Origin of the sequence: Maritalea myrionectae, assembly GCF_003433515.1 — a bacterium.
GTDB lineage: Bacteria > Pseudomonadota > Alphaproteobacteria > Rhizobiales > Devosiaceae > Maritalea > Maritalea myrionectae.
The window spans coordinates 1,831,740-1,854,508 of sequence record NZ_CP021330.1; the positions used below are offsets into that span (position 1 = coordinate 1,831,740).

The window sequence follows — 22,769 nt, forward strand, 5'->3', positions numbered from 1 at the left end:
GTCCCTTTTGAATGACGCGGGGGCGCAGTGCCCCCGCGCGAGAATGGAAGAGTAGACCCTTCGACTATGACATGTCGCGTTCAAGGGCTTCCAAAGAACCTGTGCGATCGCCTGGGAGTACTTTTGCCCAGAACTCATCATTTTCACAAAGGCCAGCAGGAACCAGTGTCCACGCATTGCCTTGGTAGTCTACTTTTGATGTGCCAGCGCAAGATGTACCTGGGCCTGCGGCACAGTCATTTTTGCCTGCAACGGAAACACCGAAACACTTTTCCATGTCGCCTTCAGCGTGTGCTGGTGCAACAGATGCGGTTGAAGCTACTGCTGCTGCGACGGCGCTGGCGACAACGAGACCTGTGGCTGTTTTGGCTTTAGACATGTTTTCCTCCAATGAGATTTTAATAAACAAATTGTTGCGCAGATTATCTGCTGGTCCATTTGTGTCCGACCCAACGAAAAAAGGAAAATAACGCTTGTGGTGATTTTTATCACTTTGGTGTGAGTGTGATGTGAGCGCTTGGTGCGAGAAACGTATTTTCTCTTTCTTTTCTTTGTATTTGCGGCGTGATCGTGCTGCATTTTGCCATAATTGAGTGGCCATTTGGCTGCGAATTATGTAACAGATGAAGCCTATCGCAACACACATCCAAGGGAGCATATATGTCGAATGTAGGTGAAGAACATTGGGCCGACGATGCTGAATTGGATGCGATCCCGCCATTGCGCGACGATGATGATCGGCTAAATCGCGATTGGATTGATCAACTCGTTGATTTGATTGCCATTCAAGATGGCAATGAGGTCGCGCGGTATATGTCGCCGCTGCACGCATCTGATGTAGGTGACGTGCTTGAGGCGATTTCGCCGGCTGATCGGTTTGAGCTGATCAATCTTTTGGGTGAACTGTTCGACTATTCTGCCCTGACAGAGATTGACGACTCGGTGCGGCTTGAGTTGATGGACTTGCTGCCGAACAATGATATTGCCCGCGGTGTTCAAGAATTGGACAGCGATGACGCGGTTTATATCTTGGAGGATATTGAAGGCGGCGACCGCGAAGAAATCTTGGCGGCCTTGCCAACATTCGAACGGCTGGCGCTGAAGCGGTCACTGGACTTCCCCGAAGAAACTGCCGGTCGGCGCATGCAGACCGAGTTTATCGCCATTCCACCCTTTTGGACGGTGGGGCAAACCATCGACTATATGCGGGAAGCCGACGATTTGCCGGACGATTTCCATCAGATCTATGTGGTGGACCCCAGCTACAACCTGTTGGGCACCTTGGCGCTGGATCGGATGTTGCGGGCCAAACGCCCCGCTGTGATTAAAGACATTATGAATTCGACCATCATTGAGGTGGAAGCCGAAGAAGACCAGGAAGAAGCTGCGCGCATGTTTGAGCGTTATGACTTGGTTGAAGTGGCGGTTGTTGATGAGACGCGCCGTTTGGTGGGCGTGTTGACGGTTGATGACATTGTCGACGTGATCCAAGAAGAGGCTGGGGAAGACATTAAGCGCCTTGCTGGTGTTGGTAATGAAGAGATCTCTGGCAATGTGTGGAATGCGGTGCGTTCGCGCCTCACGTGGCTCGGTGTGAACCTTGTGACCGCCATCATGGCGTCTTTGGTTATTGGCATGTTTGATGCGACGATCCAGCAAATGGTGGCGCTGGCGGTGTTGATGCCCATTGTGGCGTCAATGGGGGGCAATGCTGGCACACAAACCATGACGGTTGCCGTGCGCGCGCTGTCGACCCGCGAATTGGACAGCTACAATGTGCGGCGGTTGATCACCCGTGAGTTTTTGGTGGGTGTGGTTAATGGCGTGGTATTTGCGTTGGTGATTGGTGTGGTGGCAGCCATATGGTTTGCAAACCCATTGCTTGGTTTGGTGATTGGTGCGGCCATGGTGATCAATATGATTGCCGCCGGTATTTCGGGGATTATGATCCCGCTTACCTTGGATAAGCTCAAGATCGATCCAGCTATTGCCTCCAGTGCATTTGTGACCACGGTCACGGATGTGGTGGGCTTTATGGCGTTTCTTTATATCGCGGCGCACGCGTTCAATCTGTTTTAAGTTATCCCAGACTTATCCACTATGACTGCCGCGCAGGGAAGCCATGTGCATTTTGCACTTGCTAGTTTGTTCATATCTCGTTAACTCTTAGGCCTCTCGCGAGTTAAATACTGGCGAGTGGGGATTAACAACAATAGGAGGCGACATGCGTAGCCATTCTAAGGCAGTATGTTGGCGAGCCGCGAGCTGGACGTTTGTAAGTCTTTTATCCGTCGGGTTCCTCGTATCCGTTCTAGTCAGTGCGTAATTGATTGCTGGCAAAAAAAGATTTCATAGGGTGCGCTTACTCAGCGCACCCTTATTTTTGTGCTGTACCAAGTCACTCGCCCTGATTTGAGGCGGTTTCGCATTGAAATTGCCGATCTGTCACGGCAAGTTGGTGTCTATGATTCATTTAATCAAACTATGTGTCGGTATTAAAACAGTCGATGAGCTTGTTGCGCGTCGAGCGTTTTTACGTGACAGCGGCCAAGCACGACAGGATGGCTTGAATCGGCACCGTACGCGGATGACCCCAAAGCGGCGCGAAGAGCTGTTGGACGGTGGATCGCTCTATTGGGTCATGGGCGGTAAAATATTGGCCCGGCAAAAGTTGGTGGATTTGGTTGACGCCACGGATCACGAAGGCAAATCCTGTTGTGATATTTTGATGGCACCCGAGATTATCCGCACCGTGCCGCGCCCCAAGCGGCCGTTTCAGGGCTGGCGCTATCTTAAGCCAGAGGATGCGCCAAAGGACATATCGCAGGGCCAGGATGATGATCTGCCGCCAGAGTTGGCTGCGGAGCTGGATGCCCTAGGCCTGCTTTAACACATTGGTTTACCTTCTGTGTTAAGGTAAAAATAGAATTAACAAAACTGGTGGCTTGCGCCATTTTTTGTTCTGACGCACTCTTGTCTTCGTAATGGGAAGAGGTGACTCGTTTATGGCCGAACGCTCTGGCGCACATGTTATTGTGTTGGGGAATGAAAAGGGGGGATCTGGCAAGACCACGACCGCCTTTCATTTGGCTGTTTATCTGCTTTATCAGGGCTATAAAGTCGCCACCATCGATACGGACAGTCGGCAGCAAACCCTTACCCACTACGTCAAGAATCGTCGCAACTGGGCGCGTGTCCATGGGCTGACGATCCCGCATTCAACACATTACCATCTGCCAAATGCCAAAAATGACAGCAAGGCCGAACGCGAGCGCATCGAGTTTGCACTGTTTCGGCAAGCCGTAGGTGAAGTGGAGGGGCGTGTTGACTTTCTGATTGTGGACACACCTGGGTTTGATACCCATTTGACCCGCCTCAGCCATGCTTTGGCAGACACGTTGGTCACGCCTGTAAATGATAGTTTGATTGATTTGGACGTTTTGGCCGATATCAATCCGGTATCGTTGGAAATCCGCAAGATCAATCATTATGCACGGTTGGTGCAGCAAGCCCGCAAAGAACGTTTGGCGATTGATGGACGAACCATCGATTGGGTCATTGTGCGCAATCGAATTGCCACATTGGCGTCGCGTAACATGCGCAATGTCCAAATGGCAATCGAGCATATTGCACGTCGTTTGGGCTGCCGCATGGCCGATGGCATCGCCGAGCGTGTGGCCTTCCGGTCGCTGTTTGCGTCCGGTTTAACGGTGTTTGATGCATTAGGTGATGATCTGTTGCCCGGCGGCGGTGTGGCGCAATTCAGCGCCCGGCAAGAATATCGCCATCTGGTTGATGCGCTCAATCTGCCCGTTCGTGAACGGCTGGAGGAGCGGCAGGCGCGGCGGGCCGAATGGCAAAAACGCGTGATGGAACAGCCCGTTTTTGAGCATATTGCCGGCCCTTAGGTCCGCGGTGCCCTATTCGTCGTGATTAGGTGCTTGATAGTCCCACTGAATGGCGCGATTGCCGCTTGGCGAATACACATCCAATTCAATTGAAACTGTAGGCTTCAGGATACGACGCGTACGGCTGGACAAAGCCAGCACGGAGTTGAGCAAATCACCTACGGATTTGCGCGCGCTTTTGTCGACCATTTGCTGTGCGAGCCCCAAAAGGGTGGCGCGGCGCAGCTTATAATCATCAGAGGCCAGTGGCGATTTTGGCGAAAACGCTGCCAAATTCTTCAAGCTGTCATCATTTTGCATTGAGTTACTCCATACAACTTACTCATGCGGTGTTTCTTTTACCCCGGCAGTGCCAAGCACTTGATGTTTTTATCCTTGAGTGCCTGACAAGTTTGAATCGCCTCTGTTTCGTTGGTGAAGCCCATGACTCTTGCCCGGAAATAGGCTTGGCCATTTGTTTTGATGGGCTGAACGGCGGACCTTAGATCTTTGAGATCGTCCACTTCTTTTGTGGCGCTGGCGAGTATTTCATTCGCTTCTTCTGCGCTGTGTGCTGCGCCCAATTGTAGGGTCCAGCGATCAAGTTGAGCTGTTTTTGTGTCCGGAATGGCGCTGGTGATGTCCGTGCCAACGGATGCGGGTGGCACAAGGCTCACGGGCTGTTGTGTTGACGGACCACCTTGGATCAAATTGCCGAACAAATCTAAAGGTGTTAGCGACGATAGCGACTTGCGCTGTGGTGTGTTCACAGGTTGGGGCGCTGGGGCGCTGCCTTGTGGCGCACGCAGTTCAATAGGTGCGGCCACTTTGATCACGCCTAGTGGTTTTGTGCTGTCGCCCATCAACAAATCGATGGGGCGATTTGGCGGCGCGGGTGCGGGCACGGCAGGCGCAACAGGTTCAATGCTGGCCACTTGCACCGCTTGTGCTTGCGGCGTTGTCAGCGCCGGTGGTGTTGGCACGGGTTGCGGTGTTGCTGTGTCGGCCAAAGCCATAACCGCTGGCGGTGTCAGAACGTCGCCGCCGCCCAAAGAGGCTGGCCGTGCGGGTGGTGTGCCTTTAATTGCCAGCGACACTGGGTTTGAAGCCATACGGATCACGCCGCCTGCGCCAGTTGGGCGCGGGATGCTGGCTTGACGCCAATAATCGCCGCGACGGGCCTTTGGCATATATTTCTTGATCAATTCGGCAACTTTGGCATTGCGTGAACCGCCTGAGTTGAAGCCAAACGCGGCCACGATCACGTGACGGTTATTCACGCGCGCTGAGGTCAACAGGTTAAAGCCAGCGGCATTGATGTAACCTGTTTTGATGCCATCCACGCCCTTAACCGAGCGCAGCAGGCGGTTATGGTTGCCATAAGTGTTGCCGCGATAGCGGAACGAAGAGGTTTTGAAATAATGGAAATGCTGCGGATAGTGCTGGAAAATAGCCATCCCCAAGCGTGCCTGGTCGCGCACAGTGGTCACCTGACGTGAATCGGGCAAGCCCGACGGATTTTTATAGGTGGTGCGTGACATACCAAGCGCCCGCGCAGTTTTGGTCATGCGGTCGGCAAATTTCGGTACAGAGCCAGAAATGTTTTCTGCGACAACGCGTGCCACGTCATTTGCTGATTTTGTCACCAGCGCTTTGATGGCGTCTGAAACAGTGATAGACGTGCCAGGCTTCAAATAGAGTTTAGATGGGACAGCGCTTGCGGCGTACTTAGACACTTTCAGCTTTGAATCGAGGGTCAGGCGGCCTGCCTCCAGCTCTTCAAAAACAATATAAAGCGTCATCACCTTGGCCACGGACGCCGGGTAGCGTTTTGAATCTGCGCCATGGGAATAGAGTGTTTGGCCCGTTTTGGCGTCCACAACTATTCCCGCATATTTACGCAGATTGGCGCTTTGACCATCGACGACGGAAAACAATAAAACAGCAAAAAGCGCCACCACGAATAGGAGGCGCTTTAAGGTCGAAACTGACAGGTGCTGATCAGACTGGTAAACCACTCTGTACTCCAACTCATTCGGCCCCTTGCAATAGGGGAGCCGTACGCGAAACTTACAAACTCAACTCAAGATCCGAATATAGATTTGGCACCCTTACGAATGAGTAAAATTGTCGAAAAATTTGAAAGAAAAATTTTCCGCCGTGTTGTGTTCACAAAAATGAGACTAAACTGATCACGGATTTGACGCGTTTTGCCCTTAACATCGTGACAAAATTGTCTACATAATAGGGGGTCGGTGATTTGTGTTGAACACCGACAGACTGAAACGGAGAAGCACTTGAATATGACCAATGTACAGATGCCAAAATTGGGCCTTGGCTCAGCAAAGGTATTTGCCATGGCAAAGAAGGATGAAGACGACGAGGATGCCGGGATTGGCGTGGCAACAAAAACACGCACCAAAACCCAGCGCCCCAGTCTTTATCGCGTGCTTTTGCTCAATGATGATTATACGCCGATGGAGTTTGTGATTGCTGTGCTGCAACAGGTTTTTCACAAAAGCGAAGAAGAAGCGGTGACCATTACGATGCATGTGCATAATAATGGTGTGGGGGAGTGTGGCGTTTTTCCATACGAAGTGGCTGAAACTAAGGTAACACGCGTCATGGACGCGGCGCGTAAACACCAGCATCCATTACAATGTGTAATGGAAAAGCAATAGGAGGCATCTATGCCCTCATTTTCCCGCGGACTAGAACGTGCTTTGCACAACGCAATGACTTTTGCGCGTGATCGCACACACGAAATGGCGACTTTGGAGCATTTGTTGTTATCATTGATCGACGACACGGATGCCATTGCGGTTTTGGATGCTTGTGATGTCGATCGTGAAATCTTGCGGCGTGATCTGGAAGATTTTCTGGATGAAGAACTAAACGGCTTGATCACCGATACGGATTTAGACCCCACACCAACTGCTGCGTTCCAGCGGGTGGTTCAGCGCGCTGTGATCCACGTGCAATCGTCTGGTCGAGACGAAGTGACCGGGGCCAATGTGCTGGTGGCAATTTTTGCTGAGCGCGAGAGCCATGCGGCCTATTTCCTTGAGCAGCAAGATATGACCCGGCTCGATGCCGTGAACTACATTTCGCACGGCATCAGCAAAGCCGGCATCACCGAAACGCGGCCCGTGCGCGGCGCAGAAACGGAAGAGGAAGCAGCGGCTGGACAAACCGGCTCATCGCCCTTGGACGAGTTCTGTGTCAATTTGAACAAGAAAGCTGAGGACGGCAAAATCGACGTGTTGATTGGCCGGAAATCAGAGCTTGATCGGACCATTCAGGTTTTGTGCCGTCGCTCGAAAAATAACCCGATCTATGTGGGCGATCCGGGCGTTGGTAAAACAGCGATTGCCGAAGGTTTGGCGAAGCGCATTGTCGATAAAGAAGTGCCAGAGGTGCTGAACGATGCCACGATTTATGCGCTCGATATGGGTGCCTTGTTGGCGGGTACACGCTATCGCGGTGACTTCGAAGAGCGCCTGAAAGCCGTGATGAAAGCGCTGGAAGCGGAAGAAAACTCGGTTTTGTTTATTGACGAAATTCACACCATCATTGGTGCCGGGGCGACATCGGGCGGCGCATTGGATGCGTCGAACCTTTTGAAACCGGCTTTGGCCTCAGGCGCGGTGCGCTGTATCGGGTCGACCACCTATAAAGAGTTCCGCCAGTTCTTTGAGAAAGACCGCGCGCTTGTGCGGCGGTTCCAAAAAATTGATGTGGTGGAGCCTACGGTTTCAGAAGCCATCGATATTATGAAAGGGCTGAAGCCTTATTTCGAGAAATATCACGAGGTGGAATATACTGGCGACGCCATCAAGTCAGCGGTGGAGCTCTCTGCCCGTTATATTAATGATCGGAAATTGCCGGATAAGGCCATCGATGTGATTGACGAAAGCGGCGCGGCGCAACGGTTGAAGCCATTGGCTGACCGCAAGACCATCATCGACACGGAAGATGTAGAAGCCACCATCGCGACGATGGCACGGATTCCACCGAAATCAGTGTCTAAATCTGATGCGGAAGTTTTGTCTAATCTTGAAGACAATCTTCAACGTGTTGTTTTTGGTCAAAATGCTGCGATCACGGCTTTGTCCTCTGCCATTAAACTGGCGCGGGCCGGGTTGCGTGAGCCTGAAAAACCGATTGGTTCTTATTTGTTCACCGGGCCAACAGGCGTGGGCAAGACCGAGGTAGCCAAGCAATTGGCGGATACGCTCGGGCTTGAATTGCTGCGCTTTGACATGTCCGAATATATGGAGCGGCATACGGTTTCACGTTTGATCGGTGCACCTCCGGGATATGTTGGCTTTGACCAAGGTGGGTTGCTCACCGATGGCGTTGACCAAAACCCTCATTGTGTTGTGTTGCTTGACGAGATTGAGAAAGCCCACCCAGACCTGTTCAACATTTTGTTGCAGGTGATGGATCATGGCCAATTGACCGATCATAACGGCAAGCAAGTCAATTTCCGCAATGTGATTTTGATCATGACGTCCAACGCTGGCGCGTCTGAAATGTCGAAAGCACCGATGGGCTTCACTCAAGAGCGGCGGACGGGCGACGATGAAGAAGCGCTCAAGCGTTTGTTCACCCCGGAATTCCGCAACCGGCTGGATGCCACAATCTCGTTTGCACCATTGCAGACAGATGTTGTGTCGTTGGTGGTCGACAAGTTTGTGCTTCAGCTTGAAGCGCAATTGGGCGAACGCGGCGTAACCATCGAATTGACACCGGAAGCCAATAAGTGGATTGCCACACGCGGCTATGATGAGCTGATGGGCGCGCGGCCCTTGGGACGCGTGATCCAAGAACACATCAAGAAACCATTGGCGGATGAAGTGTTGTTCGGCAAGTTGCAGAATGGTGGCACGGTGCAAGTGGGCGTGGATAAGAAAGAGGATACGCTTAAGCTGACCTTCTTGCCGCCACAGCCTGCACGGCCAAAGGCGATCACGGGGCCAAAGTCGGGCAAGAAAGCCCCGCGCAAAACTGCGGCGAAGAAGTCGACTGCCAAGTCGAGCACGCCGCGGAAAAAGCCATCAGGTACGCGCGTGCCGAAGGCGAACAAACGTGGGCCTAAGTCCACGCAAGACAGCGAATAAAATAAAGGCCGGGCAATTTGCCCGGCCTTTTCATTTGTCTGTATAATTTTTTAATCTAGAGCGCCGCTTTGATTTTTTCGCAATTGGCGGCCAGTTCGTCATTGGCGGTGGTGCCGCTCACATGATCCTTGCGCTTAACATTGTCGTGGCAGGGGATCAGGTGGAAATGCAAATGATAAACAGTTTGGCCGGCGCTTTCCTCACTGGATTGGCGCAATAAAATCCCATCAGCGTCCATCGCTTGTTTCACCGCTTTGCCAATTTTTTGCACGCGCTTGATGACTTCAGCCAGCATTTCCGGATCTGCATCCAGCAAATTGCGGGTGCCTTTTTTGGGCACCACCAGCACATGGCCAGGCGCTTCGGGCATAATATCCATGATGGAAATGCACACATCGTCTTCATAGACTTTGTGGCTTGGGATGTCGCCAGCGATGATCTTGGTGAAAATATTGTCGGGATCGTAGCTCATTGTCAGGTCCTAGGCACTCTTGTTGAATATAGGTGCTTTGCGCACGGATTTTGGCCAAGGTATAAACCGGAAACGGATGTAGTTCCACACCGCAAGGGTGGTGTATGTCACCGGCACATAAGTGAAGCCACGGCGGATAAAGAATAGGGATAGGGCCGCGGCCACGTCGGCTGACATGAGGCCTTTGCCCATGCGCGAGGTGAAGGCGGCCGGCACGATGTGACGATAGGTCAAATCAGGGCTGGTGTAAAACTCCCGCGCCCGCGCAGCAAATGCCTGCTTTGAGGTCGCGTAGGGCTTGAGCGATTCAATGCCCATATCCCCATGTAATTCAATCTCAGAGCCAACGGCCCAAATCTCCGGTGGGGTGAGGCGGTCTTTGCCGATGACGCGGAATTTTTCGATCAGGTCTACGAAGCTTGTGTAATTGGCGGTCCAGCAATCGTCTGACTTTGAACCATGGGCCAGCACCAAAATATCGGCCTTTCGCATTTTTTCGCTGAGACCATCATATTTGTCGATTTCATAGTCCTCGCCGAATTTGGCAGTATCCACAATAGCGCCCAGCTTTTTCAGCCGCGCCGTGAGGGCTTGGCCATAAGCGCCGGAAGCCCCGGTCACCAAGAAGCGCTGGCCCTTGATTTGGCAATTGGTGCCGAAAATCACATCGAACAGGCTTAAAAATGATGAAAAGAATTGATTGGGATAAACATGGTGCAGGGCATGATAGGTGGGGGTCACGAACACATGACCACGACGGCCATTGAGGCGATCCATGTTCATGTGGTTTACGTCTTTACCCTCATCGCGCACGCGCAAAACAAACAGGCCCGTATGAACCAGAATCACGAGGGCGACGGCGATCCAGTCGAAAAATACTACCAGCAGCAATGTGCCGAGGATTGAAACGATAAATTCAGGCACCAAATGGCACCAAAGATTTGCTTTGGCCCAATTGGGGTGAACGTTGATCTCAGCGTCGAGAAATTTGTGGTGCACGTCATGCCAGCGAGAAAACTCGCGCAAGAGGGCAAATCTTGAGTGCTGCCAGCGGTGCAGCAAATAATGCACCATATCGAACAAAAAAGTCGATAATGCAAAAACCAGAGCCGCTTGGAGAGCGAGCGTGAGAAAATAAATAAAGTTCATTTTGTGCCCCGACCTGAATGTCACAAAAATGTCAGATGTCACATGATTGTGGCGAACTTACGTTATAGCACAAGCCCCGGAAAAGACTCACTCTTTCTTAAATGGGGTGTAGCCTTTCAACAGCTCTTGGTCGAGGGCAATATGGCGGCGCTCTTCGTCCAGATAGTCTTTCACCGCTTCGCGGAAGCCATCATGGGGAATAAAGTGCGCCGAACGTGTGGTGATCGGCTCGTAACCGCGCGCAATTTTATGCTCGCCCTGTGCGCCAGCCTCAACCGTTTGCAATTTTTTTTCAATCGCATAATCAATGGCTTGGTAGTAGCATAGTTCGAAATGCAGATTGGGAATGTGCTGGTTGCAGCCCCAATAGCGACCAAACAGGGTGTCCCGGCCGACAAGGTTGAGGGTGCCCGCGACATAGTCAGTGCCATCATGGGCCAGCATCAGCACGATTTTGTCGCCCATACTTTCGCCAATCAGCGAGAAAAAATCCCTGTTTAGATAGGGTTGGCCCCATTTGCGGCTGCCCGTATCCATGTAAAACGCGAAAAAGCTGTCCCAATGATGTTCTTGGATGTCTTTGCCACTTAGCCATTCGATTTTCAGGCCGTGATCATGCACGGTGCGCCGTTCTTTGCGGATCGCTTTGCGCTTGCGCGACGCCAATTGGGCCAAGAAGTCATCGAAAGACTGATAGTTCTGGTTGCGCCAATGATATTGCCGATCATGGCGCTCCAGCCATTGGTGTTCTGTGAATAGCTCCAAATCTTCTGGCGGCAAAAAAGTCGCGTGTGCGGACGATAGATTGAGCTGCTGGCATGCCCGCTCAAGCCCGTCGATCAATAAGGATTTGGTGCTGCTTGGCGCGTCTTGTTTGGTCAGCAATTTGGGAGCCGTTGCCGGGGTGAAAGGGATGGAGATTTGCAGCTTGGGATAATATTTGCCGCCAGCGCGTTGAAACGCATCGGCCCAGGCGTGGTCAAACACATATTCCCCTTGGGAGTGGCCCTTCAAATAGGCGGGTACGACGCCGAGTAGCTCGCCTGTTTCCGTTTCCACGCTCAGATGTTGGGGCTGCCAACCTGTATGGGCTGCAACACAGCCGCTTTGTTCGAGTGCGTGCAGAAAAGCAAATGAATTGAACGGATTATCGTTGCCTGCCAGCGCTTGCCAGCGGGCGGCGCCAATCTCTTGGATGCTCGCATTTGTTTTCAACACAATTTGGCTCAATTGGATACCAGCTCCTTCACTCGCTGGTCGGGCAGGGGTGATCCGGTTGTTGGATCAATATCTTCAAAAACCACTTGATCGGCCTCGGCTTTGGCTTTTTCGAGCCGTGCTTTGGAATTGATGGTCCAGCTCATCACTTGTCGACCTGTGGCGCGATAAAGGCGCACCGCGGGTAAATCCAAGCTGTCGACATCGCAGGACAAAAAGTCGGGTCGCGTGAGCGGCAGGTGCAGCAAATGGCGCAGGGCAAACCCTGTTGCCGCCGACTTTCCTTCTGGTGTCTCCCGTTCCACGACAATCCCCTTTGGCCACTTGTCTTTTAAACGATTGAGTTGCCTGATCAGATCAGGGTCAAAGCTTTTAAAACATAGCACGCCCATATAGTCTTTGGCGGCATGGTGGACGGCATTGGCCAGTTGCGCATTGCGGGCCTCTTGGCTTTTTAGTTCAATGATAAGGGGCACGCGGCCATCCACCAGCGCCAGCAATTGCTGGAACGAGAGTATGTGGTCGTGATCCGCGCTTTCTTTCAGCGGAATATGTGATGCCTGACCAGCGCTGATGTCAGCCACCATGCCTGACTGTGGGGTGAGGCGGTCGAGTTTTTCATCATGAAAAACAATTGCTTGATCATCGCCCGTTAACTGAATGTCACATTCGATGCCAAAGCGGTTGACGATGGCGGCGATAAACGCCGCTTTTGAATTTTCAGCAATGCCATGCGCAACCTGATGCAACCCGCGATGGGCAATCGGGTGCGCAAAGATTTGTTTGAGCATCTGACTATGGTGCGATTTCGACGATTGCTTCGATTTCAACGGCTGCTCCCAGTGGCAATGAAGGCACACCAACGGCTGCGCGTGCATGGCGGCCCTTTTCGCCGAACACTTCACCAATCAGGTTTGAGGCGCCGTTTGCCACAAGATGCTGATCGGTAAAATCGGGCGTGCTGGCCACATAGATCGATAGTTTTACAAACTGCACAATGTCTTCAAGTGGCACATTGGCGGCGGATTTGATTTGACCCAGAATGTTGAGTGCGCAGATTTCTGCGGCGGCTTGGCCTTGTTCCACGTCTATTTCATCACCCAGCTTGCCGGTGGTCAAGCCGCCCTCATTCATTGGCAGTTGGCCCGAAATATATAGAATATTGCCGCTGCGTTTGAACGGCAAATAGCTGGCCAGTGGCGCTTTAGGAGTGGGCAGAGTGTGGCCCAGGTCTTGAAGTTTGGATTCAATTGCGCTCATTGGGATTATCCTTTTGCGAATCTTTTTTGCGTTGTTCTTTCTCATATTTGGCGCGCATCATACGCCCACGCAATAGGGCATCATCGCCGAATTTGGCGCGGATATTGTCCATCGCGCGCTCGGCTTTGGCTTTGCGGGCCACATTGGGGTCCAAAAGATCGTGCGGATCTTCCGCCGATATTGGCGCGGAGAGACCGGAGACACCAATGCCCAACAGGCGAAAGGCGGTCATGCCAACCTCTTTTTTCAGCAAGGCCATGCCTGTTTCAAATATGACATGGGCCAATTGCGTTGGTTCAATCAATTGGCGTGATCGGGTGCGGGTGGCAAAGCCCGCCGTTTTAAGTTTAAGCGTCACCGTATCGCCCGCAAGGGTGCTTTTTTTGAGCCGCGCCGATACCTTCTCACTAAGTTTTAGCAGTACATTAGAAAGCTCGTCAAAGTCTGTGATATCTTTGAAGAAAGTTGTTTCATTTGAGACTGATTTGGCGCCGCGGCTGGATTTGATTTTGCGCTTGTCTTCGCCTTGAGAAAGGTAGAACAGGCGCGCGCCGATTTCGCCATATCGACCCGCCAATTCCTTTAGGCCCATTTCTTGTAACTGTCCAATGTGGGTGATGCCATCATTTTCCAGTTTCTGGCCGAACTTTTTGCCAATGCCATAAATCACAGTGACGCGTTGCTTGGCCAGAAAGTCTCTGGTTTCTTGCTTGCCAATCAAAGCAAGGCCGCGCGGTTTATCCAGTTCAGAGGCGATTTTGGCCAAAAACTTGTTGTGCGATAGGCCAATGGAGATTGTCACGCCAATATCACGTTCGATTTCGTTTGCCAGGCGGACCAGGATTTCAACTGGCGTCGCTTTATGCAGCAATTGGGTGCCAGAGAGGTCGAGAAAGGCCTCGTCGATACTGAGGGATTCAACCAAGGGGGTCAAATCCAGGAATTTGGCTTTGATCTGCTTGCTGACCTCAACATATTTCGCCATGTTTGGTGGGATGAATACTGCATTTGGGCAAAGGCGTTTCGCCTGAAAAATCGGCATGGCGGAACGAACGCCGCTCATGCGGGCAATGTAGCAACAGGTCGAAACCACGCCGCGCTCACGTCCGCCCACGATCACTGGCTTGTCTAGCAGATCGGGATTATCCCGTTTTTCCACCGCCGCGTAAAAACTGTCGCAATCCACATGGGCAATGTCGAGGCTGAGCAGTTCACTGTGGCGCGTCAGGCGCACGGATTTACATTTTGGGCAGCGGGTGAGGGCGCGCTCATGCTCTAAATGCCCGCAATCGCGGCATATGGTGGGGATGGCTTTATCTGTCATGACCGTTCAGCGTGTAATAGGCCCGCATGACCTCTTCCGGGGTCAGCCGTGCGTTTGCGCACATGGACAAAAGCGCCGATTCATTTTGCGCAAAGAACTCCAAGAGGCCCGAGGCCAAGCTCTCCGGGTCGCCGCCGCGCATTTCGTCCGGTGAGGTGCCGGTTTCGGTCATGAACTGGCCTAAAAGCTCAGGTTCTGCAATGAGATGGTTTAAACACGCATCGGCGATAAACTGGATTTTTTCGGGCGTGCTTTCAATCATGGCGCGTCTTTCATTACGTCTTTCGTAAGGTTTTCTTGTTATACGCTTTTGTAATGGAAGGGCAAAAGCGTTTCGCAAAGATTTGGGGACTTTATGGCAAAGACGGTGATGATCGTTGAAGACAATGAGCTGAATATGAAGCTTTTCAACGATTTATTGGAGTCACGGGGATATCGCACAATCCAAACCCGAAATGGGATGGAAGCGCTTGATTTGGCGAAGGCACATCACCCGGACCTGATCCTGATGGATATTCAATTACCGGAAGTGTCGGGCCTTGTGGTCACCAAGTGGATCAAGGAAGACGAAGCTTTGCGCTCGATTCCGGTGATTGCGGTGACTGCGTTTGCGATGAAGGGCGACGAAGAGCGCATTTTGGAAGGCGGCTGCGAGGGATATATCTCCAAGCCGATTTCATTGCCGCACTTTTTGCAAACGATCGAAGGATTTATTGGGCCGGGCAAATAAGTCGTGTTGGCCTTTGTGAGTTTTTGAGTACGGGACGAGTATTATGACCGCGCGAGTATTGGTAGTTGACGACATTCCAACAAACATCAAACTGTTGGCCGCACGCTTAACTGCTGAGTATTTTGATGTTCTGGAAGCGACCAGTGGCCGCGAGGCGATTGATATCTGCGATCAGGGGCAGGTTGATATTGTGTTGCTTGATGTGATGATGCCTGAAATGGACGGGTTTGAAACCTGCCGACGGCTGAAATCTAATCCGAAAACTCAGCATATCCCCATTGTGATGGTGACAGCGCTTGATCAGCCCTCAGACCGCGTGAAGGGCCTGGAAGCTGGCGCCGATGATTTTCTGACCAAGCCGGTTGATGATGTGCAGCTTATGGCGCGGGTGAAAAGCTTGTCGCGGCTGAAGAATTTGACCGACGAATTGCATTCACGTGCCCTGACAGGGCAGTCAATCGCCATTGAAGACATTGTGGGCATGACCCAGCGCATTGATGCGACAGGCGGCAAGCTATTGTTGATCGAGAGCGATATTCGCGCCGCAGAGCGGTTGCAGGATATTCTGGATCGCGAACATGATGTGATGATCCTTACACGTCCCGAAGATACGCCAATGGTGCTGGCTGAGCACGAGTTTGAGTTGGTGATTGTATCGATGTCTTTGCCTGATGTTGATCCTTTGCGTGTTTGTTCGCAAATTCGCACGCTCGAGAAAACGCGAAACATGCCGATTATTCTGTTGGCCGACGCGCCGGATAAGCCACGCGTTGTGCGCGGGCTTGAGCTTGGGGTGAATGATTTCATTCTTCGTCCGGTTGAGCGCAACGAATTGTCGGCACGGGTGCGGACACAAATTCGGCGCCATCGTTATGCGGCTGAATTGCGCAAAAACTTATCTTCAACCGTCGCCATGGCGGTTATTGACGAGCTGACCGGTCTTTATAATCGCCGCTATTTTGATCGTCATTTGGCGGTGCAGCTTGAGAAGTCGAAGGAACATGAGCGCAATCTTTCGCTGATGATGCTGGACATCGACTATTTCAAAGCGGTGAATGATACGCACGGCCACGCCGTAGGCGATGCGGTGTTGAAGGAATTTGCATTGCGCTTGCAGCGCAGTATCCGAGGCGTGGACTTGGCGTCCCGTTATGGCGGCGAAGAATTTGTCGTGATGATGCCGGATACGGATTTGCATCAAGCGGAGATGGTGGCGGAGCGCGTGCGCAAGTCCATAAGCAATGAAGTGTTCGAATCTGAGATTGTAGCGCCGTTGTCGATTACGGTGAGCATTGGCTTGTCGATCTATGAGGCCGAGCATGATACCCCCGAAAGTCTGATGAAGCGTGCGGACATCTCGCTTTATCGCGCGAAGCGGGAAGGCCGCAATCGCACAGCCTATGACGCTGCGTAAGGGATAAGAATGCAACGCATTTGATTTAAATTTTATGCGTTATCCCAAAGACTTAACCTTAATTCGGGGTGTTAAGGTTAAGTCTTTAAGTTAATCTATCGTTTATATTCCAAAATTGTAAAATTTGCTTGGAAAAGTCGGTGTGCCATCGTATTTGCAAAGGGCGCCATTCTTCATTGGATGGCTTGCCTCGCAGATAATTTGCTCAGGTCCGCCGCAACTTCCTGAGATCCTGCGAGGGGGCAGTTCCGGCTCGGTTTAAGAGTGGCCTCTTCTGGCCGAGCTGGATCGCCCAACAAAAAACCCGCCTCAAAAGGCGGGTTTTTTAATTTCAGCATTTCAAATCAATTTACTTGATTTTTGATTCCTTGAAATCAACATGCTTACGCGCAACCGGATCGTACTTTTTCAAAGTCAATTTTTCGGTCATCGTGCGTGAATTCTTTTTGGCTACGTAAAAGTAGCCCGTGTCAGCTGTTGAAACCAGCTTGATTTTTACAGTGTTGGACTTGGCCATGCCTACATTCCCAAATAAAAGGCCACGCAATGGTGCGCGGCGATCTGTCATCATTCCGTTGGCGGCAACCTATGCATTTCCAACCAAATGTCAAGTTCAAAGCACAAATATTTGTGCCGGTCGGCTTAGTCCACGCCAATGCGCGTGCTCCGTCGCTCCATGAGCAGCACATCGCGCCATTTTCCCGCCATCGGGCCATAGGTCATCTTGCCGATTGCCCGGCGTCGTCCAATAACATCGAAGCCCATTTTATCATGCAGCGCTATGCTGGCCGTGTTTTCGGGAAAGATATGGCCAAAAAGCGTCCAGTAGCCCTTTGCCTCTGCGGCATCAATGATGTCCCGCATTAGCCTTTTGCCAATGCCGCGCCCCTGGGCCGCGCGATCGAGGTAGATCGATATTTCACCCACGCCCGCATAAACAGGGCGAGCGGAGCTTTGCACAATTGTGGCCCAACCCAACACGTCTTCGGGGGAGCAGATGACGCCCGCCACGCTGCGGTCGGTTAGGTAGTTGTTTTCAAATTCACTCCAGACCATGGCCACTTCACGAAACGAGGCGTGGCCTGTGCCTAAACCCATTTCGTGGATTTGGGTGATTTGCTCCGCATCTGCCTTGGTCGGAACGCGAAATGTAAGGTTGTGGTCACTCATGTCAGGTCCATCGATTAGCGACATTACATAGCCCCAGCATATCGAGCGTGGTGTGTTATATCCATGCACTCAATATCCACAGCAAGAGTAAACCTATCAGCGCCTGCACTATAGCGCCACCAGAGAGCAACAAGATGGCTTGGCGCTCTGTGGTCAAATGCGCCAAGGCATCGCGCCTGACGAGCCAATAGAAGCTGTCATTCGGCATGATGGCGATAAATGAACCGAGACAGATCGCAAATGTTGCGATGACGGGGGAGATGTCGGCGCCAGCGATAATAGGGGCGGCAACTGGGGTGATGGCGGCGAAGGTGGCCAAGCTGGAGCCCTGGATCAGTTTAAACAGCATGGTGAGGCCAAAGAGGTAAAACAACAGCCATTGGCTTTGCGCGATGGTGGCGATGTTGCTCAGGTCCAACTGCTCCGTCAGCACAGCACCGAAGGCACTGGCGCTGCCGATCAGCAAAATAAGCCCGGCGGTGCGGCGGCTGGCTTGTTCCAGGCAGGGGCGCCATTCATTGGCGGGGAGCTGCGCCAAAGCAAATAATGCTGCGGCAATCAGAGCGCCTTTGGGTTGGGTCAGCAGATCCAAGAGTGGCAAGCTGGAAAAATCAACAAAGAAGCCGATGGCAATGAGGCTCACCAAAATCACAAACGGACCGAGATTTGTGCGCCAATTAAATTTCGATTTTTGGTCTGTCGGGAACGGTATGGCTTCTTTAGTGTTGCTGGTTGCTTCCAAGGTGCGCGGTGCCATCACGCGCGCCCATAACAGACCCCCAAGCCAAACCGGCAGCAGCAATAAGGCGCCCACCCAAATGATTTTGGGGTCGTTTTGCGCGCCTAAAGCTGTTGCAACCAATAGCGGGCCAGCGGGGAAAAGCAATTTGAAGCCGGCATAAGCGCCGAAGGCAATGGACAGTTTGTGTGTCGTGTTTGTTTGCGCTGCAGGTGCCAGCGCGGCATAGGCTGTGTCAGGACACACCATACCAGCGCCGGAAACAGGGGCCAGTCCCATCATTGTGGCGATGGTTCGGGTGGAAGGGGTTTGATCCAGTTTTGCGATGACGGTGGCCAGCGTGAAAGCAGGCAAGAGGATCAATGTGAATTCGCCGAGCGCCCGTCCAAATCCAGCGTTAAAGCTGCCAATGGTTTCCGCCGCGCTCAGATTGGACATCAGCGCGAGTGCCAACGTTGCGCCCACCATCCAAAACACGAAGGGGATTTGCTGCAGATAGGCCCATGGTCGCATGGTTTGCCTTGTTTGAGGCGGCGCGGTGACTTGATGTGTGCTTGATTCTGACATTTTGGGCCTTTCACATGATGTGCTAGGCTTATGCTAGATTAGGAATGCCAACTGTAATAATGAGAAAAAGAGCGTCTTTGCATGAGTAGAATTCATTCTGGCCCCATTGCGGTGCGCGCGCTTGAGATATTTGACGTTGCCGCGCGATTGGGCAGTTTTACCGCAGCAGGGGCGGAACTTGGCATTACCCAAAGCGCCGTAAGCCGACAAATCGCAGACCTTGAAGCGAGGTTGGATGTGCAGCTCTTTGCGCGGTCAGGGCCAAACCTGTCGCTTACGCCAAAGGGGCGCGAGCTGGCCGCAGGTGTTGGACAAGGCTTTCAGCAGATTGCGACATCTTTGGCGAAGATTCGGACGCCCACTGAGCATATTGTCACCTTGTCCATGCTGCCGTCAGTTGCGGCAAAATGGTTTTCCCCCCGGCTGGGCGACTTTGTGCGTCATCATGGTGATATTGATTTGCGGATCAGTGTGGGGCGGCACTTGGTTGATTTTCGGGCAGAGCATATTGATGCGGCCATCCGCTATGGGCGAGGCGATTGGCCGTTTCTCAACGCGACCCTGCTGGCAAAAGAGGAGGTTTTTCCAGTGTGTACGCCTGAATATGCCACGCGGAACAGTCTTTGTGTGCCGAAGGATTTAGCGGGCGCCACTTTGCTGCATACGGATATCTTGGATGATTGGTCGGCCTGGTTTCGCGCCGCACACATTTCTGTTGAGGTGCCAAGCCGGTTGCCGCGCATGGAAGATGATAATGCCGTGCTGCAGGCTGCGCTTTCAGGGCAGGGCGTTGCGTTGGGGCGTTCGGTTTTGGTGGCGGACGATTTGGCCGCGGGACGTCTGGTTGCACCCTACGAGATGAGAATTCCGGCCAGCTATGATTATTGGTTTGTCTATCCGGCAGAAAAGGTGCCCACGCCAGCGCTTCAAGAGGTGAAGCGCTGGGTGGTTAATTCATTCGACAAGCTAGCTGGCAATTAGCGGCCGTCGATTTCTTCGGTGTGCTCCGGGTCAAACCCATGTAGATAAGTTGCCCATTGGATGGCAACTACCGCGCCTTTGATGGAGGGGAGCATGGCCAATGATGAGAACAGGGCCATCGGCACGAAGATATACAAATACATCATGGGGTCCCACTCATAGGCCATATCGATGTGCAGAATTGCACCGACAATAATATGGCCCACAATCGCCATGGTGATATAGGGTGGGGCGTCGTCTGCCCGGTGGTGATACAATTCCTCACCACATTTGGGGCATGTGTCGTTCACCTTCAAATAGGCACGAAACAGCTTGCCTTCGCCGCATTTTGGGCATTTGCAGGCCATGCCATTTTTCATGGCTGACCAAATCGATCGTTTCGGCTTTGCGCCGGTGGTCATCTCTAAACTCATTTTGCACTCCGTTTGCCACGTTTACGGGCAAACCCTTTGGATTTTGTCCCAAAGGAACGTTTTGAACGTCCACGGCCAATCGGTTTGGTTTTTTCGCCCTTTGAAAGCATTTCAAAGCGCAAAGAACCAGCCAACGGCACGGCTTCCATAAGCCGAACCTCAACCTGATCACCAATGCGGAAGCGTTCTCCTGTGCGTTCCCCTATCAGTGCTTGTTGCGACTCATCATGAACGAAATAGTCGGTGCCAAGCGTCGAAGCTGGTATAAAACCATCTGCGCCGGTTTTATCCAATCGGACAAATAGTCCCGCCCCGATAACGCCAGCAATGCGCCCATTGAATCGGGCGCCGATTTGGTCTGCGAGGAAATAGGCCAGCAGGCGATCACTGGTCTCACGCTCGGCCATCATGGCGCGGCGTTCCGTCATCGATATTTGCTCACCAATCCCGGCCAGCTTGCTTTCTGCGCCGGGCTTGAGGCCATCATCGCCCAGTTTAAGCGCAGAAATGAGTGCGCGGTGCACGATCAGATCAGCATAGCGGCGAATCGGCGAGGTGAAGTGCGCATAGCGGCGCAGATTCAGCCCGAAATGGCCATAATTCTCGTTGGTATATTCCGCTTGCGCTTGTGAACGCAGCACCAGCTCGTTGACCATGTGCGGGTTATCGGTGTTCGCGGCTTGCGCCAATACCTTGTTGAAATGCATCGGTTTGACGTTTTCGCCAATCGAAAGATTGATGTCCAAACTGGCCAGCGATTCTTTCAAGCCGATCATTTTTTGTTGCGACGGCGCATCGTGCACGCGGTAGAGCAGGGGCGATTTCTTCGCTTCCAGCGTTTCCGCCGCGGCCACATTGGCCTGAATCATCATTTCTTCGATCAGGCGGTGAGCTGTCAGCCGTTCTGGCACAAACACATCTTCCACCAACCCCTCTTCATTCAGCCGAATGCGTCGCTCTGGCAAATCGAGGGCCAGTGGTGAGCGTTGTTTTTGCGCTTTTTCAAGCGCGGCATAGGCCGCGAATAGTGGCTTGAGGATTGGCTCCAGCAAAGGCTCCGTCTTGTCGTCTGGATGCCCATCGATCGCGGTTTGGGCTTGCTGATAGCTGAGTTTTGCGGCTGAGCGCATCAATACGCGGTGGAAATGATGGTCGAGCTTGTTGCCGTCCTTATCAATCTTGATGACCAGCCCCATGGCCGCGCGGTTTTCACCTTCGACCAACGAGCACAGATTGTTGGAAATCCGCTCTGGCAGCATCGGTACCACCTGGTCGGGGAAATAGACCGAGTTGCCACGAATAAGCGCTTCTTTGTCCATGGCAGATTCGGGCCGCACATAATTGGCCACGTCGGCGATGGCGATATAGATCAGATAGCCGCCTTCATTTGCGGGGTCATCATCCAGTTCAGCATAAACCGCGTCGTCATGGTCCTTGGCGTCAGCCGGGTCAATGGTGACAATGGGAATGTGGCGCCAATCTTCGCGTCCCTCAAGGCCCGCAGCTTCTTGTGCTTCAGCTTCTTCGATCACTGAATTTGGAAAACGGTAGGGAATATCCTGATTGTGCAACGCGATCAGGCTGATGGCCTTTTCGCTTTTTGGATTGCCAATAATGTGTGTGACGCGGGCGCGGGGCACCATCATGCGGCCAGACACATATTGCTCGACTTCCACCAGGTCGCCTTCTTTGGCGTCGCCTATATCCCCTTGATGGATTTGCATTTCCTTGCCCTTGCGGTCCACAGGAATGAGGCGTGCGCCTTTGTCTGTTTTCCGAACAATGCCGATCAGCGCCTTTTTCGGCTTATCCAGCACTTTCATGGGCCGGGCGGTATAAATGGGGTCTTTGTTTTCGTCGCGGTCAATACGCGCCAACACCCGATCGCCCGGCGCGGGCACCGCGCGGTCGTTTTTGCCCTTAGAAATGAGCACCTTTGGCCGGCTTTCCTGATCGCCATCCCACTTGGCGGGGTAGCCAATCATGTGATCGCTATCCGCATCAAAAGGGATTTCAATCACGGTGACAGAGGGTAATTCCGCTACGGGGTGATATTTTTTCTTGTCCCGTGTCAGCAAGCCATCTTCTTCCATCTCTTTTAGGAGTGCTTTGAAGATGATGCGGTCATCGCCGCGAATACCAAAAGCTTTGGCCAAATCGCGCTTGCTGGCATGGTTTGGAAAGCGAACAATATAGTCCACAATCTCTTCGCGCGTTGGCATGGTGCCATCGCGGTTTTGTTTGGCGCGGAAATTAGGTTTTTGCCGCGCCTCAGGTGATTGTTTCAGGCGTGACGTTTTATCTTTTCCTGCCATTTTAATC

Annotated in this window: 23 protein-coding genes; 8 read left to right on the forward strand and 15 right to left on the reverse strand. The window is 52.5% G+C overall.

Annotated features, from left to right (window positions below; translation table 11 throughout):
• Positions 1-64 precede the first annotated feature (64 nt).
• The gene (locus MXMO3_RS09420; protein ID WP_027835145.1) at positions 65-379 is read right to left on the reverse strand and encodes a BufA1 family periplasmic bufferin-type metallophore; all 315 of its coding nucleotides are present in this window, start codon (positions 377-379) and stop codon (positions 65-67) included.
• A 281-nt stretch (positions 380-660) separates the two neighbouring features.
• Here MXMO3_RS09420 and mgtE point away from each other — a divergent pair, with 281 nt between their 5' ends.
• The 3 genes from mgtE (at position 661) to MXMO3_RS09435 (ending at position 3,908) form a co-directional block, all read left to right on the forward strand.
• Complete coding sequence (mgtE, locus tag MXMO3_RS09425) at positions 661-2,079, forward strand: magnesium transporter (protein WP_117395714.1); 1,419 nt, start codon at positions 661-663, stop codon at positions 2,077-2,079.
• Between the two features lie 385 nt (positions 2,080-2,464).
• On the forward strand, positions 2,465-2,890 hold the full coding sequence (locus tag MXMO3_RS09430) for a DUF1489 family protein (protein ID WP_036222516.1): 426 nt from the start codon (positions 2,465-2,467) through the stop codon (positions 2,888-2,890).
• 115 nt (positions 2,891-3,005) lie between these two features.
• Entirely contained in the window at positions 3,006-3,908 is a 903-nt protein-coding gene (locus MXMO3_RS09435; protein ID WP_117395715.1) for a division plane positioning ATPase MipZ, read from the forward strand.
• A 12-nt stretch (positions 3,909-3,920) separates the two neighbouring features.
• Here the strand turns inward: MXMO3_RS09435 and MXMO3_RS09440 are convergent, their stop codons facing one another.
• A complete protein-coding gene (locus MXMO3_RS09440) occupies positions 3,921-4,208 on the reverse strand; it encodes a hypothetical protein (RefSeq protein WP_027835149.1) in 288 nt (95 codons plus the stop codon).
• Positions 4,209-4,246: 38 nt separating this feature from the next.
• Positions 4,247-5,905: a D-alanyl-D-alanine carboxypeptidase gene (locus MXMO3_RS09445; protein ID WP_162889207.1), complete on the reverse strand. Its 1,659-nt coding sequence runs from the start codon at positions 5,903-5,905 to the stop codon at positions 4,247-4,249.
• Positions 5,906-6,244: 339 nt separating this feature from the next.
• Here MXMO3_RS09445 and clpS point away from each other — a divergent pair, with 339 nt between their 5' ends.
• Positions 6,245-6,568, forward strand: a complete 324-nt coding sequence (gene clpS / locus MXMO3_RS09450; RefSeq protein ID WP_027835150.1) for an ATP-dependent Clp protease adapter ClpS — start codon at positions 6,245-6,247, stop codon at positions 6,566-6,568.
• A 9-nt stretch (positions 6,569-6,577) separates the two neighbouring features.
• A complete protein-coding gene (gene clpA, locus MXMO3_RS09455) occupies positions 6,578-9,010 on the forward strand; it encodes an ATP-dependent Clp protease ATP-binding subunit ClpA (protein ID WP_117395717.1) in 2,433 nt (810 codons plus the stop codon).
• A 55-nt stretch (positions 9,011-9,065) separates the two neighbouring features.
• Here clpA and MXMO3_RS09460 read toward each other — a convergent pair whose 3' ends face one another.
• From MXMO3_RS09460 to MXMO3_RS09490, 7 genes are all read right to left on the reverse strand, one after another.
• The gene (locus tag MXMO3_RS09460; protein WP_425462118.1) at positions 9,066-9,482 is read right to left on the reverse strand and encodes an HIT family protein; all 417 of its coding nucleotides are present in this window, start codon (positions 9,480-9,482) and stop codon (positions 9,066-9,068) included.
• Between the two features lie 9 nt (positions 9,483-9,491).
• Positions 9,492-10,631, reverse strand: coding sequence for a sterol desaturase family protein (locus MXMO3_RS09465; RefSeq protein ID WP_117395718.1), 1,140 nt, complete (start codon positions 10,629-10,631; stop codon positions 9,492-9,494).
• An 87-nt stretch (positions 10,632-10,718) separates the two neighbouring features.
• Entirely contained in the window at positions 10,719-11,861 is a 1,143-nt protein-coding gene (locus MXMO3_RS09470) for a GNAT family N-acetyltransferase (RefSeq protein WP_117395719.1), read from the reverse strand.
• Positions 11,858-12,679, reverse strand: coding sequence for a glycerophosphodiester phosphodiesterase family protein (locus MXMO3_RS09475; RefSeq protein WP_162889208.1), 822 nt, complete (start codon positions 12,677-12,679; stop codon positions 11,858-11,860). Before MXMO3_RS09475 ends, MXMO3_RS09470 begins: the two co-directional genes overlap by 4 nt.
• A complete protein-coding gene (locus MXMO3_RS09480; RefSeq protein ID WP_117395721.1) occupies positions 12,645-13,109 on the reverse strand; it encodes a RidA family protein in 465 nt (154 codons plus the stop codon). Before MXMO3_RS09480 ends, MXMO3_RS09475 begins: the two co-directional genes overlap by 35 nt.
• A complete protein-coding gene (locus tag MXMO3_RS09485) occupies positions 13,096-14,433 on the reverse strand; it encodes a DNA polymerase IV (RefSeq protein ID WP_117395722.1) in 1,338 nt (445 codons plus the stop codon). The genes MXMO3_RS09480 and MXMO3_RS09485 overlap by 14 nt, the downstream gene beginning before the upstream one ends.
• Positions 14,423-14,695 carry a DUF3572 family protein gene (locus MXMO3_RS09490; protein ID WP_051213711.1) on the reverse strand — a complete coding sequence of 91 codons (273 nt, stop codon included), beginning with the start codon at positions 14,693-14,695 and terminating at the stop codon, positions 14,423-14,425. The genes MXMO3_RS09485 and MXMO3_RS09490 overlap by 11 nt, the downstream gene beginning before the upstream one ends.
• Positions 14,696-14,788: 93 nt before the next feature.
• On the opposite strand from MXMO3_RS09490, the gene MXMO3_RS09495 reads away from it, so the two are divergent.
• Together MXMO3_RS09495 and MXMO3_RS09500 are read left to right on the forward strand one after the other, a co-directional pair.
• Positions 14,789-15,163 (forward strand): response regulator, encoded by a 375-nt coding sequence (locus MXMO3_RS09495; RefSeq protein WP_027835157.1) that lies wholly within the window; start codon positions 14,789-14,791, stop codon positions 15,161-15,163.
• Between the two features lie 43 nt (positions 15,164-15,206).
• Positions 15,207-16,577, forward strand: coding sequence for a PleD family two-component system response regulator (locus MXMO3_RS09500; protein WP_027835158.1), 1,371 nt, complete (start codon positions 15,207-15,209; stop codon positions 16,575-16,577).
• Between the two features lie 349 nt (positions 16,578-16,926).
• Here MXMO3_RS09500 and rpmG read toward each other — a convergent pair whose 3' ends face one another.
• The 3 genes from rpmG to MXMO3_RS09515 form a co-directional block, all read right to left on the reverse strand.
• Entirely contained in the window at positions 16,927-17,094 is a 168-nt protein-coding gene (gene rpmG / locus MXMO3_RS09505) for a 50S ribosomal protein L33 (protein WP_027835159.1), read from the reverse strand.
• Positions 17,095-17,219: 125 nt separating this feature from the next.
• Positions 17,220-17,747, reverse strand: coding sequence for a GNAT family N-acetyltransferase (locus tag MXMO3_RS09510; RefSeq protein WP_117395723.1), 528 nt, complete (start codon positions 17,745-17,747; stop codon positions 17,220-17,222).
• 55 nt (positions 17,748-17,802) lie between these two features.
• Positions 17,803-19,053: a GntT/GntP/DsdX family permease gene (locus MXMO3_RS09515; protein WP_117395724.1), complete on the reverse strand. Its 1,251-nt coding sequence runs from the start codon at positions 19,051-19,053 to the stop codon at positions 17,803-17,805.
• Between the two features lie 81 nt (positions 19,054-19,134).
• Between MXMO3_RS09515 and MXMO3_RS09520 the strand changes: the two genes are divergently transcribed.
• Positions 19,135-20,034, forward strand: coding sequence for a LysR substrate-binding domain-containing protein (locus MXMO3_RS09520; RefSeq protein WP_117395725.1), 900 nt, complete (start codon positions 19,135-19,137; stop codon positions 20,032-20,034).
• Here MXMO3_RS09520 and MXMO3_RS09525 read toward each other — a convergent pair.
• Complete coding sequence (locus MXMO3_RS09525; RefSeq protein WP_027835163.1) at positions 20,031-20,447, reverse strand: DUF983 domain-containing protein; 417 nt, start codon at positions 20,445-20,447, stop codon at positions 20,031-20,033. The genes MXMO3_RS09520 and MXMO3_RS09525 overlap by 4 nt on opposite strands.
• Entirely contained in the window at positions 20,444-22,762 is a 2,319-nt protein-coding gene (gene rnr, locus MXMO3_RS09530; protein WP_051213713.1) for a ribonuclease R, read from the reverse strand. The genes MXMO3_RS09525 and rnr overlap by 4 nt, the downstream gene beginning before the upstream one ends.
• Between the last annotated feature and the right edge of the window lie 7 nt (positions 22,763-22,769).

Bases quoted from the DNA above. Each gene is read 5' to 3' on its own strand.
- MXMO3_RS09420 (WP_027835145.1), bottom strand. From the start codon at position 379: ATGTCTAAAGCCAAAACAGCCACAGGTCTCGTTGTCGCCAGCGCCGTC.
- mgtE (WP_117395714.1), top strand. From the start codon at position 661: ATGTCGAATGTAGGTGAAGAACATTGGGCCGACGATGCTGAATTGGAT.
- MXMO3_RS09430 (WP_036222516.1), top strand. From the start codon at position 2,465: ATGATTCATTTAATCAAACTATGTGTCGGTATTAAAACAGTCGATGAG.
- MXMO3_RS09435 (WP_117395715.1), top strand. From the start codon at position 3,006: ATGGCCGAACGCTCTGGCGCACATGTTATTGTGTTGGGGAATGAAAAG.
- MXMO3_RS09440 (WP_027835149.1), bottom strand. From the start codon at position 4,208: ATGCAAAATGATGACAGCTTGAAGAATTTGGCAGCGTTTTCGCCAAAA.
- clpS (WP_027835150.1), top strand. From the start codon at position 6,245: ATGGCAAAGAAGGATGAAGACGACGAGGATGCCGGGATTGGCGTGGCA.
- clpA (WP_117395717.1), top strand. From the start codon at position 6,578: ATGCCCTCATTTTCCCGCGGACTAGAACGTGCTTTGCACAACGCAATG.
- MXMO3_RS09460 (WP_425462118.1), bottom strand. From the start codon at position 9,482: ATGAGCTACGATCCCGACAATATTTTCACCAAGATCATCGCTGGCGAC.
- MXMO3_RS09465 (WP_117395718.1), bottom strand. From the start codon at position 10,631: ATGAACTTTATTTATTTTCTCACGCTCGCTCTCCAAGCGGCTCTGGTT.
- MXMO3_RS09480 (WP_117395721.1), bottom strand. From the start codon at position 13,109: ATGAGCGCAATTGAATCCAAACTTCAAGACCTGGGCCACACTCTGCCC.
- MXMO3_RS09485 (WP_117395722.1), bottom strand. From the start codon at position 14,433: ATGACAGATAAAGCCATCCCCACCATATGCCGCGATTGCGGGCATTTA.
- MXMO3_RS09490 (WP_051213711.1), bottom strand. From the start codon at position 14,695: ATGATTGAAAGCACGCCCGAAAAAATCCAGTTTATCGCCGATGCGTGT.
- MXMO3_RS09495 (WP_027835157.1), top strand. From the start codon at position 14,789: ATGGCAAAGACGGTGATGATCGTTGAAGACAATGAGCTGAATATGAAG.
- MXMO3_RS09500 (WP_027835158.1), top strand. From the start codon at position 15,207: ATGACCGCGCGAGTATTGGTAGTTGACGACATTCCAACAAACATCAAA.
- rpmG (WP_027835159.1), bottom strand. From the start codon at position 17,094: ATGGCCAAGTCCAACACTGTAAAAATCAAGCTGGTTTCAACAGCTGAC.
- MXMO3_RS09510 (WP_117395723.1), bottom strand. From the start codon at position 17,747: ATGAGTGACCACAACCTTACATTTCGCGTTCCGACCAAGGCAGATGCG.
- MXMO3_RS09515 (WP_117395724.1), bottom strand. From the start codon at position 19,053: ATGTCAGAATCAAGCACACATCAAGTCACCGCGCCGCCTCAAACAAGG.
- MXMO3_RS09520 (WP_117395725.1), top strand. From the start codon at position 19,135: ATGAGTAGAATTCATTCTGGCCCCATTGCGGTGCGCGCGCTTGAGATA.
- MXMO3_RS09525 (WP_027835163.1), bottom strand. From the start codon at position 20,447: ATGAGTTTAGAGATGACCACCGGCGCAAAGCCGAAACGATCGATTTGG.
- rnr (WP_051213713.1), bottom strand. From the start codon at position 22,762: ATGGCAGGAAAAGATAAAACGTCACGCCTGAAACAATCACCTGAGGCG.